The organism is Klebsiella sp. WP3-W18-ESBL-02, from assembly GCF_014168815.1.
Classification (GTDB): domain Bacteria; phylum Pseudomonadota; class Gammaproteobacteria; order Enterobacterales; family Enterobacteriaceae; genus Kluyvera; species Kluyvera ascorbata_B.
Window position 1 is genome coordinate 3,150,661 of the sequence record NZ_AP021972.1, and the last position, 13,919, is coordinate 3,164,579.

Below are 13,919 nucleotides of genomic sequence, written 5' to 3' on the forward strand. Positions count from 1 at the left end.
GCGGCGAAAACCTCGATGACCCGCGCCTTCATATAGTATGACAAATTATGTTTATTTTGTGACCTGATAAGCATCTTATGACCTTTTTTCTGGCTAAAAATCGGCTGAAGGCGTTATTTTCCCATCAAATAGTCATACTAATAAACATAAACGGAGATGCTTGATGACGCTCGACCGCTCCTTATTCCTCTCACCCCCTGATATCACCGCGCTGCAGCAGCACTTCACGCGCGATACGCAGCCCGGCATCACGCTGCGTGAACAACGCCAGAAGCTGGAAACGTGGCTAGCGCGCCCGCAGTGGATCCCCGGCCACGGCGAAGGCGGCGGCCCGGAACATGCTCAGCATAAAGACAACTATCAAATGATGGATCTCGCCGGCCTGCACTGGCTGCTGAGCGGCGACATTCGCTATCGTGATGCGCTGCTCGCGCTGCTGCGCGGTTATGCCGATGTCTACCCGACGCTTGGCAGCGCCACCAGCCGCGACAGCAACCCGCCGGGCAGACTGTTCCATCAGACGCTCAATGAAGATATGTTTTTGCTCTACGCCGCCGCGGCATGGGCCTGTGTGAAAGGCTCAGCCAGCGCCCACGATCGTGCGCACATTGAAGAGAATTTACTGTGTCTGATGGCGCATGAGGCCATCACCGTCCACCATAGCACCTTCGATATCGTCCATAACCACGGAATGTGGTCGGTGACCGCCATTGCCGTATGCGGCCTGGCGACCGATCGCCCGGAGTGGGTGGAGATCGCCCTGCACGGCAAACGGTACGATGACGTTAGCGGCGGCTTCTACGCCCAGCTCAATCAGCTGTTCTCCCTCGACGGCTATTATATCGAAGGCCTCTATTACCAACGATTCGCTCTGCGCCCGATGCTGCTGTTCGCAACGGCGCTCGAACGCTGCCAGCCGGAACGGGAAATCTGGTCCTACCGCGATCGTTTAATCCACCGAGCCTGCATGACCCTGTTCGATATGGCCTTCCCGGACGGAACCCTGCCTGCGCTGAACGATGCCTCAAAAACCATGAATCTTCGCGATGAAGGCGCGCTGATGGCGGTCGGCCTATGCCGTCAGCACTACGGCGCATCGCCACAGCTATCGGCTATCGCGCGCTATCAGCAGGCCTGCTGGCCGTGTCGGGGCGCGCTGTTGCTCAGTGAAGACGCGCAAACGCCGTCCCCTGCCCCCCTTCGCAGCTCACAGCTGGTGCGCGACGGCGTGGAAGGCGAGCGCGGGGCGGGCGGAATTCTGCGCGCTCAGCCCGCCGGGCAGTCAGAAAGCATGGCGCTGTTGTGGTGGGGCGGGCACGGCAATATTGCCGGTATGCACAGCGCCCTGAACCACGGCCATTTTGACGGCCTGCACCTGAGCTACTTTACCCGTGGACGCGAAATTCTTCAGGACTACGGCTTCGCCCGCTGGGTCAACGTCGAGCCCAAATTTGGTGGCCGCTACATCCCGGAAAACAACGGCTATGCCAAAAAAACCGTAGCGCATAACACCGTGGTGGTGGATGAAGGCTGTCAGAACCTGGGCGACAAAGAGCGGGCGGCGGCGCATTTTGGCCATACCCATTTCTTTCTCGGCAGCGGCCAGTATCAGGGCATGAGCGCCTTTGCCGACGACTACTGGCCGGGAGTCAACCAACAACGCACGGTGCTACTGCTGTCGCTGCCGCAGTGCGAGCGCCCGCTGCTGGTCGATCTGTTTGCGCTCTATAGCGACAGCCGCCATCAGTATGACTATTGCCTGCACACTCTGGGGCAAATTATCCATTGTAACCGGGCGCTGACGACGGAACCTACCCGCTCGCCGCTTGGCGTATCGCAAGGCTATGAGTACCTTTGGCGCTGTGCCAGCGCCGAGGTGCCTGCCTCACTCGGTGCCCAGCTAAGCTGGCTTTGCGCCGACAGCTTCTACACGCTGACCAGCGCGATGCAGCAGCCCGGCGAACTGATCGTCGCCCGCAGCGGCGCCAGCGATCCGGCGTTCAATCTGCGAGAAGAACCGGCCTGGCTGCTGCGCACCCACGCACAAAACACGCTGTTTGCCAACGTGCTGGAGTGCCACGGCGAGTTCGACGAATCACGGGAAGTCTCGCGTCAGGCGCGGGGCAACGTGCGGGAGGTCATCATTGAGGAACATACGCCGACGCGGACCGTCATCCTGATTGCTTTCCATCATGGCGAGACTTGCCGGGTAGAGGTGGATAACCGCCGCGGGCGCGGCGGATTCAGCATCGCATGATTACAGGCGGTGCTTGCTGGCGTCCATCATCCCGAGGGACGCCTGGAACGCCGCCTCCGCATCGCCGGCCATGATCGCTTTATAGATACGTTCATGGTCGTCGAGGCACATACCGCCCTCTTTTGAAGAGTGGCTGATAAACCATTTGAACACCGTCGTCAGCACGTTACCAAACGGCTGATAGAAGCAGTTGCCGGAAGACATAAAGATGATGCGGTGAAAGCGCGTATCGGCATCCACCCACTGTTCGGCATCAAAGTGTTGCGCGATTCGACACATCTCTTCCCACGTCTGGGACAGAGCAATACACTGCTCCCGGGTAGCGTTAATGGCCGCCAGACGCGTAGCATGCGGTTCAATCACTCGCCGGAACTCCAGAAACTGCTGGTACATTTCCAGCGTGCCTTCCATACCGCTCAGCCATTCTAACAGCTGTACGTCGAGAATATTCCAGTCGGTGCGAGCACGAACGCGGGTGCCGGTTTTCGGGCGAGACTCCAGCAGTCCTTTGGACGATACCAGCTTCAGGGCCTCACGCAGCGCCGTACGGCTAACGCCCAGCTGTTCACACAGCTCTACTTCTGTCGGTAATACGCTGCCGGGCTGCAATTGCCCGGAAAAAATCTTGCGGGCAATGTCGCTGGCAATCAGGCCGTCCAGGCCACGCTGTGTCGTCGTAATCGTCGTGAAGTTCATGCTTTTGTCATACCTGAACAAGAATGATGCCTCAGTGTAACATAGCGGCGGGCGCCAATTAGCGCATCCAGCGCAATTTTATCGGGTTTTTCCGTACATTTAACCATCGATAGTTCACTCAATAAGACATTTAGTCATACTAATACGGATTATTTTCACGCCACATTGTTTAATTATTCAACGCAGATCACAAGTAACTCCCTTTTAAACGCCAAAAATTGAACCCGCTCGCAAAACGGTCTACCGCAATTTTATTAGTCATACTAAATGACAAATAATACCTCATCTCCTGATACAACAAGCGAGTGTGGACATAATGGATATCAACATTATTGTGATGGTCGTGTACTTCGTACTGATGATTGCTATCAGCTACGCGTTTAAGAAGATGGGAACCGGTTCGGCAAGCCACTACTTCCGCGGCGGCGGCAGGATGCTGTGGTGGATGGTGGGCGCAACGGCGTTCATGGCGCAGTTCAGCGCATGGACCTTCACCGGTGCCGCCGGTCAGGCCTATCGCTACGGCTTTACGGCCATAGGCGTCTTTGCGGGGAACATTATTGGCTACATCGTCGGCTGGTGGTGGTTCGCTACCCGCTTTCGTCAACTGCGCGTCGATACACCGACGCAGGCTATCAGCCAGCGTTTTGGGCCGAAAAACGAGCAGTTCTTCACCTGGATTCTGATTCCGCTCAGCATCCTGAACGCGGGCGTGTGGCTTAACAGCCTGGCGGTGTTCGCCAGCGCGGTCTTTAAGTATGACTTAACGTTAACCCTGTGGATCACCGGGCTGGTGGTGCTGCTCATTTCACTACTGAGCGGTTCATGGGGCGTCGTGGCGAGCGATTTCGTACAAACGCTGATCGTCGCCATTATTTCGGTGGTCTGTGCGGCGGTGGCGCTGTTTAAAGTGGGCGGACCGGTCAACATGGTCAATGAATTTCCGTCCGGCTTCTTTACCGGCCCGGACACCGGCCCGCACTATATCTTGATCCTGATAGTCTGCTTCGCCTTCTTCTTTGTGAAGCAGCTGCAAAGCTTTAATAACCTGCAGGATTCCTATCGTTACCTGAACGCTAAGGACAGCGCCAACGCCAAGAAAGCCGCGCTGTTTGCCCTGTTCCTGATGCTATTCGGCACCCTGATTTGGTTCATTCCGCCATGGGCGACCGCCATTCTCTATCCGGATATGGCCCAATCGCACCCTGAACTGGGAAAAAACGCCACCGATGCGGCCTACCTGGTGTTTGCTGAACGCGCCATGCCGGAAGGAACCGTCGGGCTGCTGATGGCTGGCCTGTTTGCGGCCACCATGTCATCAATGGATACCGCGCTCAACCGCAACTCGGGGATCTTTGTGCGCAGCTTCTGGACGCCGGTGGTGAATCGTCATGAAGCGAAAAGCGAGCGCTACCTGCTGCGCGTGGGGCAAACCGCCTGCATCGTCAACGGCGTGCTGGTGATTCTGGTCGCACAGTATATGCAGTCACTGCAAGAGCTAAGCCTGTTCGATCTGATGATTCAGGTGGGAACGCTGGCCTCCGCGCCGATTATCGTACCGCTGTTCTTCGGGATGTTTATCCGTAAAACGCCGGACTGGTCGGCGTGGGGCACGGTGGTATTTGGTCTGATCGTCTCTTACGTCATCACCCACTGGATCACGGTGAAAGACGTCACCGATACGCTTGGCCTGACGCTGACTAACCGTGAACTCAAAGACCTGTCCGCCGTCTGGAATATTTTCTGTCACCTGGTGTTCACCGGCGGCTTCTTCTGCCTGTCGACGCTGTTCTACCGCGAGCCGGGCAAAGCACGCGCTTCGGTACTCGCCACCTTCTTCAGCAATATGGAAACACCGGTGTATGCCGACCACGAGCAGGACGGTTTCGACCAGCTGCAACGTAGCAAAATCGGCAAAATTTCGCTCGCCATGGGTCTCTGTATGCTGCTGATGATCCTGATTCCAAATCCATTGTGGGGACGCCTGCTGTTCCTGCTTAGCGCAACCGCCATCATGCTCTTCGGCTACGTACTGTGGCGCAGCGCCTCTTCTGATTCTTCAACACAAGGGAGCAACTATGTTTACCGACCTGAAAAATAAGCGCGTATTAATTACCGGGTCTAGCGCAGGTATGGGGCTGGCCGCAGCGCTGGCGTTCGTTCGCCAGGGGGCTAAAGTCGGCATCAACAGCCATACGGCACCGCCGGAGCTGCAACAAACCCTGGACAAACTACGTCAGTACAGCGGTGAGGTGGAGTTTTTCCAGGCCGATATCACCCGCTCGAACGACTGTGCGCATCTGGTTGATGCATTTGTTGCCCGCTTCGGCGGCCTGGACATATTGATCAACAACGCCGGCGGCCTGGGGGGACGCGCCAATCTGGAAGCCATTGACGATGCGTTCTACGATCGGGTGATGGACCTCAACGCCCGCTCGGCGCTGATGATGACAAAATTCGCCATTCCGCATCTGCGCGCATCGGCAAAAGCCCGCGGAGAAACCAGCTGTGTTATCAGCACGGGCTCCATCGCCGGACGCGAGGGCGGCGGCGTTGGCGCGGGGATTTATGCCGCATCAAAAGCGTGGCTCCACGATATTCACCGCAACTGGGTGAAAGAGTTCACCGCCGACGGTATCCGCTTCAATATCGTTTCACCGGGGACTATCGATACCGCCTTTCACGACGGCAAAAGCGACGAGCTGCGGGCGAAAATTGCCGCTAGTATTCCGATGGGCCGCTTCGGCTACGCCGAGGAGGTGGCGCCCGCGTTCCTGTTCTTCGCATCTCATGCCTGTAGCGGCTACATAACCGGACAGATCCTGGACGTTAACGGTGGACAAATAGCGCCATAAACGCAAAAGACGCCCCTTCAGTTAATTCTGAAGGGGTATTTCGTATCAAGCAAAAATCCGAAAGTCACAGAATAGTAGGTACAATCTTTATATTGTTATAGTCTATGGGGTCTGACCAACGATATAATCCGTCGCTAATCGTTTGCTTACTAACCTCCCGCTCGAGCACTAAGGAATCATGATGACCACGCAGCGTCTGGTGAGCATAATCACGGGCGTGCTGATTATCCTCATCTTCCTGCCCATTACGCTCAGCCTCTGGCTAGCCCACCGTCAGGCCCACGAACTCTTTAATCAGGAGCTGGATAGCTATACTGAACGCGTGATTGCTCGCTCCGAACGCGTGAGGCAGCAGACCCGCGACGCGCTGGAAGAAGTCGATCGTTTTCAAGGCGAACTCTGTAGCCTGGCGCACCTGCGTCAATTGCAGAAGGTTTCCTACCTTCATCAGTACGTACAGGGCGTATTCTACCTTGAGAACGCTGCGTCTCCCTGCGCCCTGCTGAGCAATACGCTGGCAGAGAAGGTGCCTGACTCCGAATTCACCGCGCCTGGGGGCTATCACGTCTGGCTGACCTCGCGCCACGACCTACAAACCGATGACAAAATGGTGGCCGTCAGCAACGGTCGCTACGTTGCTATCGTCGATCCCGATTCACTGATTGACGTGTTGCCGCACCCTAACTACCCCATTCACGCTGCGTTAATTAGTGAAAACGGGCATCGGGTGATCGCCAGCAATGCCGCTATCGCGCCCGATTTCTGGCTCAATAATCTGCATGTTTTTCAGTCGACGATAGAAAAAGACGGTACGGTGTACCGCCAGCAGCATCTGCCGACGGTAGGCGCAATTTTGTTGACCTGGTCTTCCCAGCAGCCGATGGAGTCCAGCCTGCGTCACCAACTGATGGTGTGGGTTCCGCTTGGCGTTCTCCTGAGCGTTATCGCGGCGTTTCTGATGCTGCGGGTCCTGCGTCGCCTGCGTTCATCACACTACCGCATTCTCGACGCCATCCGTGCGCAAGAGATTTCCGTCCACTATCAGCCGGTGGTTGACCTGAACAGCGGGCGTATCGTTGGCGCAGAAGCGCTAGCGCGCTGGCAACAGCCGGACGGCAACTGGCTGCCGCCGGATATATTCATCCCGCTCGCTGAACAGACCGGCGTCATTAGTCAGCTCACCGAGTACATTGTGCGCTCGGTATTTGACGATCTGGGCAACTGGCTGGCGGCGCATCCGCAGCAGCATATTTCGATCAATATTTCCGCCGCCGATCTCAGTTCGCCGTCCCTACCGGCGCTGATTAAGCAACAGCTCGCGCGCTGGCGGGTATCCCCCAAGCAGATTGCCATCGAAATCACCGAGCGCGATATGGTGATGCCCAAAACCGCGTGCCCGATGATTCAGACCTACCGGGAAATGGGTCACACCCTCTCTATTGATGATTTTGGCGTCGGCTATTCGAGCCTCAGCTATTTGCAGGAACTGGACGTCGACACGCTGAAAATCGACAAATTCTTCGTCGACGCGCTGGAACATAATCGGGTGATCGGCCACATCATCGAAATGGCGAAATCGCTCAACCTCACAATGGTGGCAGAAGGGATTGAAACACCTGCTCAGCGCGAATGGCTACGAGCCCACGGCGTACAGTACGGCCAGGGCTGGCTGTTCAGCCAGGCGCTGGACAAGAAAGCGTTTATTCGCTGGGCGAAAGAGAACCTGCAAGCACATCATGCCTAGTGGTGATAGGCCAGCGTTTGTACATGCAGCGGGCCTTCGGAGAGCTTCCGGCAGTGCTGCCATGTTTTTTGCCCCGCGTAGCGGTACAAAAATTCATCGGTGCGGCTGCGGTGAACCAGCCTGTCGCCGTTCGTAAAGCTCACCAGCACGACGCCATCGTGCTTACGATGGCCGGACCCCACTTCATAATGCCCCTGCCACAGTTCGGATACGTGGTCATAGACATGCAGGGTAATTTCAACCAACCCGCGCGATGGGCAATTAAGATGCAGCGCCGTAGAGGTAAAATTAAGGGCCGAAGCAGGGGTTGAAACAAAAATAAGAGATAATAATAACAGCAGGTTTTTCATCATTTTACAGGTAAGCAGACTCAATTTGAGGCGCTACCATACCGATCTAATGAATACGTTTTTTTTGTTCTCGCGCAATAAAAATGCATAAATGAAAATGCAATTTTAGAAATTAAATACACTTCACAATATTATAAAAAATAAGCGGAAATATACTTTCCTGAATGGTGAATTATTTTATTTCAGAGGATGCAAAACTTCCGCCCTTTATTTCCGCAGGTGCCACACACCAGGCAACGCCGCGCTATTCTCGCTTCGCCAGCCACACGGTATGCCCGGTGCATTCCGGGTCCTCCGCGCGCATCGCCAGCACCGTGAAACCATTTTCTGCCAGCAGCGCGCGGTATTCTTCGGGGGCCAGGCTGGCGTGGAACAGCGGCTCGCCTTCAAACTCCCCCATGGCAATCCCGTCACCGGGGCCGCTGGTAAACAGCAATGCGCTCCCGGGATGACTGTGGCGGGCAAAAACCGCAAACATCGCCCGCTGATCGCCCTGCGAGAGATGGAAAAAACTGTCCCAGGCAACCAGGCCATCGAAGGTTTCCTTCAGCGCCAGAGCACGCATGTCCTGCAGACACCAGCGCTGCGTTGGAAACTGCGCGCAGGCATAGGCCAGCATCGCCTCGCTGCCATCAACGCCGGTCAGCGTGTACCCCTGAGCCATAAAATAGGCGGCGATAGGCTCGCCGGTACCGCAGCCGATATCCAGAATATGCCCCGTTTTTCCAACGGCGGCGAGGAAGGCATCCAGCCAGCTTTTTTCAAACAGCGCGCGCGAACGTAAGCGCACGAAGGCGTCGGCGTGACGCTGATAAAGACCGAGAATGTGCTGCGCGGCAGGATGGTCCATCCAGGGCCTCATGACAAAGGTGAATGAACGCACAGGTTAGCGAAATCGTATTCAAAAGTCCCCATCTGCTTTTCGTTCGTGCCTTTCCTTTCCCCACCGTGCGCCAAACAATGTCAGGGCATCTGTACCCTATGAAAACGTGGAGAAAACCATGACAGAATTACAAGCATCCCCGGACTGGCTGGGCCTGCGCGGCCAGGTATTTGCCGTCACCGGCGCGGCGAGCGGCATTGGCGAAGCCATCGCCACGGCGCTGGCCCAGCAGGGCGCTAACGTTGCGCTGCTCGACAGTCACCCGCAGCGCGGCGATGCGGTACGCCAGAAGCTTGAACACCTGCCGGGAAAACGGGTGGCGGTGGCCTGTGACGTCAGCTGCGAAGCGCAGGTCAAAGAGGCGGCGTTGAGCGTGCGTTCGCTGCTCGGTTCGTGCGACGGGCTGGTCAATGCGGCCGGTATTTTACGCCCCGCGGGGCTAGCGGACATCAGCCTTGAGCAATGGCAAACGCAGCTCAACGTCAATCTCACCGGCTATCTGCTGTGCGCCCGCGAATTTGCCCACGATATGCGCGCGGCCAAACGCGGCAGCATCGTCCATATCGGCTCGATTTCCGGGCGCATTCCGCAGCCGTGGAGCGGTGCCTATAGCCCCGGCAAAGCCGCCGTCGGGCTGCTGTCGCAACAGATTGCCGTGGAATGGGGTCAGGATGGCATTCGCAGTAACCTGGTGGCACCGGGGATGATTGAAACCGCGCTGACTGCCGACTACTACGCTCAGCCTGGCGTGCGCGAGAGCCGCGAGGCCTTTACCGCCAGCCAGCGCATCGGCAGGCCGGAAGATATCGCCAACGCGGTACTGTTTTTACTCAGTGAAAAATCCAGCTATATCAACGGGGCGGAAATTGGCGTCGACGGCGGCCTGCCGACCATGTTGATGGGCAAGCTGCCGCGCCCGGGCTTCACCCGCTAGTCGAAAGACCTGCCCGGCGACGTCGTTCGGGCAGGTTCAACGCCGGTATCGGATGGCCTATCGCGGAAATCGCGCGGTGAAAAACCAGTGCTGCGGCGGAAAAAACGAGAGAAATAGGTGGCGTCGCTGAAACCGAGATAGTCGGATATCTGGCTGACGGTCATGCTGGTATACAGCAAGCTGCGCTTCGCCTCCAGCAGCAAACGGTGGTGCAGCACGCTCAGCGCACTGCAGCCATGGAACTCGCGGCACAGCGTGTTGAGATGCACGCCGGACATCCCAATTTGACTCGCGTAGTGCGCCAGCGGCAGATGCTCGCGATAGTGGTTTTCCACCAGGTGATTAAAACGGCGAATCGTTGCCCGTTTGCGTTCTACTTTATCGCTCACTTCCACCGGCGTCGCACCGCGTCGGTTCAGCCACACCACCAGTGCGCTAAGCTGCGAATGCAGCATCATATCGCGCGCCTCGCTATCGGACTGATACTCCTGCTGTAACGTGTGGAACAGCGTATGAAGATAGTCAGCGGCCTCGCCGACCGCTACGCGTCTGGCCTGATTCAGCACCTGTAAAGCACGGCCAAACTGCCGCTCGAGCTGCGCCACCAGCGGGGCGGCAAGCGACAGGGAAAACCCCTGCGTCCCCGGCGAAAAGCGAAATCCGTGCACGCAGAGCGCGGGGATAATCTGCACGCAGGCCCCGCAGAACGCACGACGCTCACCTTCAATTTCAATGTCCCCCTGCCCCTGCTGCACGAAGAGGATCTGCACCAGATCGCTATGCTGATGGGCGCGAATGCTCCAGTCATAGAGGCTACTGCGGCTTTGAATCGATTCGCAGTGCAGCAGATCCGGCGTCGGCCAGTGCCAGCTTTCGCCGTACAGCTTGAATACCGGGATGCTGTTGGTCAGGTTCATGGTGCCTCCGTGAGTGTGATGAGCGGTTTCCCCTCACCCTAACCCTCTCCACAAAGGGGTGAGGGTTATTGCCGCACAAAACTACCCCGCTACCGACGGCATTGCCGTGGCGCGAATCAGCCGCGTCTCCTGCGCCACAATATACGGCTCCGACGCTTTAAGGTAGGCGGCAAAATCCGGATGCGTATCGCGCAGCAGGCTGCGACGTTCATATTCCGCGAGGCTTTCATAGCCCCACAGATGAACGAACTGGTTCTGCGGCCCGACAAAACTGGTGTAAAACCCCAAAGGATTCCCCAGCGTTTCGCGCAGCACCGGCATCGCCAGGCGGTCAAACACCGCGATAAAGTCATTCATTTTACGTGGACGAATCGTGTAGATCCGGTGATCGATAAGCGGCAGATTCATCCTCTGGCCTCCTGCGGACGGTGCGTCGGCCAGCCCAGCGGCCCGAAGCGGTCATACGGTTTTGGCCAGGGCGGGTTTTCCCCAAGGGCTATCGCCGCATGAATCGGCCAGTTCGGGTCGTCAAGCATCCCCCGGCCAATCGCCACCAGGTCCGCCCGCCGATCCTGGACGATCGCCTCTGCCTGCTGCGCTTCATAAATCAGCCCAACGGTAATGACTACCGCCTGCGGCAGCGCCTTTTTCACCGCTTCGGCGAACGGCACCATATAGCCCGGTTGGTCGGCCGCCGGGGTCTGACTGTAGATGTTATAGCCGCCGGAAACGTGGAGATAATCATAGCCCAGCGCGTGCAGTTCACGCGCAAACAGCACCGCTTCATCCAGCGACAGACCGCCTTCGGCAAATTCACCGCCGTTGAAGCGGACGCCGAGAGCGCGGTTTTTCGGCCAGACCTCGCGCAGCGCGCGAGCCACCTGCAGCGGAAAGCGCATACGGTTTTGCGGGCTGCCGCCGTAGTCATCTTCGCGTCGGTTGCTCAGCGGCGAGAGGAACTGGTTCAGCAGATAGCCGTTGGCCGCATGCAGCTCAATAAAGTCGACTCCCGCGTCCAGCGCCCGGCGGGCGGCATCGACGAAGCCCTGGGTAATGCGCGCCATACCCGTCACGTCCAGCACCTGCGGTACGCGCCAGCCGGGTTTATAGGCAATCGCCGACGGCGCAACCGTCGGCCAACCGCCCTCTTCATCGCTCAACGATGCGCCCTGGCTTCGCCACGGCGCGTTGGTGCCCGCTTTACGCCCGGCATGGTTAAGCTGCACGCCAATCGGCGTCGAACTGTAGGTGCGAATACCGGCCAGCAGCGTTTGCAGCGCCTGCGCCTGATCGTGATTCCACAGCCCCAGACAGTGCGGGGTAATGCGGCCATCGGCCGTCACGCCGTTGGCCTCGCAAATCACCATACCCGCGCCGGAAACGGCCAGCCCGCCAATATGCTGAGCATGCCACGGAGTGGCGATGCCGTCCGCCCGCGCGGAATACTGCGACATGGGCGGAACCACGATACGGTTAGCCAGCGTTAGCGGGCCAACCCGTAATGAACTGAAAAGTGTCGACATGATGTTCTCCTGATTCATGAGGCGGCTTGTGCAGGCTGTACCGCCGTTTCACCGCGTGCCGCCATACTGCGGGCGGCGATGTAGCCAAAGGTCGCCGCGGGGCCAATCGTGATCCCCGCGCCGGGATAGCTGCCGCCCATGATGCTCGCCATTTCATTGCCGGCCGCATAGAGGCCCGGTATCACCCGCCCCTGGTTGTCCAGCACTCGCGCTTCGGCGTCGGTTTTCAGGCCGTGGAAGGTGCCGAGATCGCCCATATACAGCTTCACCGCATAAAAGGGCCCCTGTTCTATCGGCGCCACGCAAGGGTTAGGCTGATGGTGACTGTCGCCGAGATAGCGGTTGTAGGCCGATTCACCACGGCCAAACTGCGGATCCAGTCCCTGCCGCGCGGCGGCGTTGTAATCGCTGACGGTGCGTTCCAGCGCCTGAGGCGGCACGCCCATTTTTTGCGCCAGCTGGTGCAGCGTTTTACCTTCGAGCAGATAGCCGTTTTTCAGGTACAGCGAGACGGGTATCGGCGCCGGTTTGGCAAAGCCCATACCGTATTTGCGCAGCGCCCGGCGGTCGCAGATCTGCCAGGCGAAGGTTTCCGTATCGTCACGGCAGGTTTCTATCATGGCGATCCCGACGTCGTGGTAGGAATCCGCCTCATTACAAAAGCGCACGCCGTGACGGTTTAGCATGATAAAACCGGGCTTGTAGCGGTCGACCAGATGCGGGAAGACATACGACTGGCGGCCAATTTGCACCTTCGACGCGGGGATCCACGCCGCACCGTTTGGGTAGCTGTCATCAAAGCGGGCGCCGATTCGTTCGGCCATCGCAATGCCGTCGCCGGTATCGACGCCCGGCGGCGTCGGCGACAGCTGAACACCGCCGCGCTGTACGTGCGGGTACAGTTTTTTCAGCCTCGCCTCGTCGCGGGCAAAGCCGCCGGAAGCCAGCACCACGCCACGGCGGGCGTACAGGGTGATTCGTTCACCGCCGCGTTCAACCACAACGCCGCGCACCGCGCCCTGCTCGACAATCAGATCTTTTGCCGCCACGCCGGTGTGAATAGGGATGCCAAGATCCCGTGCAGAACAAGCCAGCCGGGCGACGACCGCGTTGCCGCCGTTAGCGGTAATACCGCGCCCGTAGCGCGCCACCTCCAGCAGGTGGCGGCTCAGGCGTTTCACGACGTAGGTAAACGACTTCAGCGAACGGGTCGCGTTAAAGAAGTGCTTGAGATCGTTATTGGACGAGCTGAACATCATTCCCATAAAGGTGATGGTCCGCAGCGGCTTGCGCAGGCGCGGCATCGCGTCACCGAGCTCGCGGATATCAAATGCCTCCGGTACCACCGAACGGCCGCGCATAACGCCGCCGGGCGCGTCGGGATGATAGTCGGGGTATTGATACAGGTTGCAGCGAAAGCGGGTATGCTCTTCAAAAAAACGCAGCATTTCCGGCCCGTTTTTCAGGAAAGCGTCGACGACCTCCGGGCGGAAGCTGTCGCCCGCCTCCCCCTGCAAATAGGTACGCGCCGCGGCCTGACTGTCATCGATGCCCTGCTGACGCGCCAGATGGTTGTCAGGGATCCACAGCACGCCGCCCGAAAACGCGGTGGTGCCGCCAAAAACCGCGTCTTTTTCGATAACCTGAACGCTCAGCCCGTTCAGGCCAGCGGTCACCGCCGCGGACAGCCCGCCGACGCCGCTGCCAATCACCAGCACATCGCACTCACGAGCAGGAAGTTCTACAGCCATAGGGTACCT

12 protein-coding genes are annotated in these 13,919 nt (G+C 58.2%); 5 read left to right on the plus strand and 7 right to left on the minus strand.

The window, feature by feature from the left end; genetic code table 11:
- Positions 1–163: 163 nt before the first annotated feature.
- Positions 164–2,257, plus strand: a complete 2,094-nt coding sequence (locus H7R56_RS15150; RefSeq protein WP_106926150.1) for a heparinase II/III domain-containing protein — start codon at positions 164–166, stop codon at positions 2,255–2,257.
- Here the strand turns inward: H7R56_RS15150 and H7R56_RS15155 are convergent, their stop codons facing one another.
- Entirely contained in the window at positions 2,258–2,953 is a 696-nt protein-coding gene (locus tag H7R56_RS15155) for a FadR/GntR family transcriptional regulator (RefSeq protein ID WP_106926148.1), read from the minus strand.
- Between the two features lie 316 nt (positions 2,954–3,269).
- Between H7R56_RS15155 and H7R56_RS15160 the strand changes: the two genes are divergently transcribed.
- From H7R56_RS15160 to H7R56_RS15170, 3 genes are all read left to right on the plus strand, one after another.
- Complete coding sequence (locus H7R56_RS15160; RefSeq protein WP_106926146.1) at positions 3,270–5,054, plus strand: sodium:solute symporter family transporter; 1,785 nt, start codon at positions 3,270–3,272, stop codon at positions 5,052–5,054.
- Positions 5,032–5,808, plus strand: coding sequence for an SDR family NAD(P)-dependent oxidoreductase (locus tag H7R56_RS15165; protein ID WP_106926144.1), 777 nt, complete (start codon positions 5,032–5,034; stop codon positions 5,806–5,808). The genes H7R56_RS15160 and H7R56_RS15165 overlap by 23 nt, the downstream gene beginning before the upstream one ends.
- Positions 5,809–5,989: 181 nt before the next feature.
- The gene (locus tag H7R56_RS15170; protein ID WP_106926142.1) at positions 5,990–7,552 is read left to right on the plus strand and encodes an EAL domain-containing protein; all 1,563 of its coding nucleotides are present in this window, start codon (positions 5,990–5,992) and stop codon (positions 7,550–7,552) included.
- On the opposite strand, the gene H7R56_RS15175 is transcribed toward H7R56_RS15170, so the two are convergent.
- Positions 7,549–7,905, minus strand: a complete 357-nt coding sequence (locus H7R56_RS15175) for a hypothetical protein (protein ID WP_227674718.1) — start codon at positions 7,903–7,905, stop codon at positions 7,549–7,551. The two genes, H7R56_RS15170 and H7R56_RS15175, sit on opposite strands and share 4 nt — an antisense overlap.
- Positions 7,906–8,146: 241 nt before the next feature.
- Positions 8,147–8,752: a class I SAM-dependent DNA methyltransferase gene (locus H7R56_RS15180; RefSeq protein ID WP_106926140.1), complete on the minus strand. Its 606-nt coding sequence runs from the start codon at positions 8,750–8,752 to the stop codon at positions 8,147–8,149.
- A 151-nt stretch (positions 8,753–8,903) separates the two neighbouring features.
- On the opposite strand from H7R56_RS15180, the gene H7R56_RS15185 reads away from it, so the two are divergent.
- Positions 8,904–9,719: an SDR family NAD(P)-dependent oxidoreductase gene (locus tag H7R56_RS15185; RefSeq protein WP_106926138.1), complete on the plus strand. Its 816-nt coding sequence runs from the start codon at positions 8,904–8,906 to the stop codon at positions 9,717–9,719.
- Here the strand turns inward: H7R56_RS15185 and H7R56_RS15190 are convergent.
- The 4 genes from H7R56_RS15190 to H7R56_RS15205 all read right to left on the minus strand — a co-directional run bounded on the left by H7R56_RS15190 (position 9,716) and on the right by H7R56_RS15205 (position 13,910).
- Positions 9,716–10,636, minus strand: coding sequence for a helix-turn-helix domain-containing protein (locus H7R56_RS15190; RefSeq protein WP_106926136.1), 921 nt, complete (start codon positions 10,634–10,636; stop codon positions 9,716–9,718). The genes H7R56_RS15185 and H7R56_RS15190 overlap by 4 nt on opposite strands.
- Before the next feature lie 81 nt (positions 10,637–10,717).
- On the minus strand, positions 10,718–11,044 hold the full coding sequence (locus H7R56_RS15195) for an NIPSNAP family protein (protein ID WP_106926134.1): 327 nt from the start codon (positions 11,042–11,044) through the stop codon (positions 10,718–10,720).
- Positions 11,041–12,159 (minus strand): NADH:flavin oxidoreductase/NADH oxidase, encoded by a 1,119-nt coding sequence (locus H7R56_RS15200; RefSeq protein WP_106926133.1) that lies wholly within the window; start codon positions 12,157–12,159, stop codon positions 11,041–11,043. The genes H7R56_RS15195 and H7R56_RS15200 overlap by 4 nt, the downstream gene beginning before the upstream one ends.
- Positions 12,160–12,173: 14 nt before the next feature.
- On the minus strand, positions 12,174–13,910 hold the full coding sequence (locus H7R56_RS15205; RefSeq protein ID WP_106926131.1) for an FAD-dependent oxidoreductase: 1,737 nt from the start codon (positions 13,908–13,910) through the stop codon (positions 12,174–12,176).
- Between the last annotated feature and the right edge of the window lie 9 nt (positions 13,911–13,919).

Excerpts from the sequence above, each read along its gene's own strand:
- H7R56_RS15185 (WP_106926138.1), top strand. The coding sequence starts at position 8,904 with ATGACAGAATTACAAGCATCCCCGGACTGGCTGGGCCTGCGCGGCCAG.
- H7R56_RS15195 (WP_106926134.1), bottom strand. The coding sequence starts at position 11,044 with ATGAATCTGCCGCTTATCGATCACCGGATCTACACGATTCGTCCACGT.
- H7R56_RS15150 (WP_106926150.1), top strand. The coding sequence starts at position 164 with ATGACGCTCGACCGCTCCTTATTCCTCTCACCCCCTGATATCACCGCG.
- H7R56_RS15175 (WP_227674718.1), bottom strand. The coding sequence starts at position 7,905 with ATGATGAAAAACCTGCTGTTATTATTATCTCTTATTTTTGTTTCAACC.
- H7R56_RS15155 (WP_106926148.1), bottom strand. The coding sequence starts at position 2,953 with ATGAACTTCACGACGATTACGACGACACAGCGTGGCCTGGACGGCCTG.
- H7R56_RS15190 (WP_106926136.1), bottom strand. The coding sequence starts at position 10,636 with ATGAACCTGACCAACAGCATCCCGGTATTCAAGCTGTACGGCGAAAGC.
- H7R56_RS15200 (WP_106926133.1), bottom strand. The coding sequence starts at position 12,159 with ATGTCGACACTTTTCAGTTCATTACGGGTTGGCCCGCTAACGCTGGCT.
- H7R56_RS15180 (WP_106926140.1), bottom strand. The coding sequence starts at position 8,752 with ATGGACCATCCTGCCGCGCAGCACATTCTCGGTCTTTATCAGCGTCAC.
- H7R56_RS15165 (WP_106926144.1), top strand. The coding sequence starts at position 5,032 with ATGTTTACCGACCTGAAAAATAAGCGCGTATTAATTACCGGGTCTAGC.
- H7R56_RS15205 (WP_106926131.1), bottom strand. The coding sequence starts at position 13,910 with ATGGCTGTAGAACTTCCTGCTCGTGAGTGCGATGTGCTGGTGATTGGC.
- H7R56_RS15160 (WP_106926146.1), top strand. The coding sequence starts at position 3,270 with ATGGATATCAACATTATTGTGATGGTCGTGTACTTCGTACTGATGATT.
- H7R56_RS15170 (WP_106926142.1), top strand. The coding sequence starts at position 5,990 with ATGACCACGCAGCGTCTGGTGAGCATAATCACGGGCGTGCTGATTATC.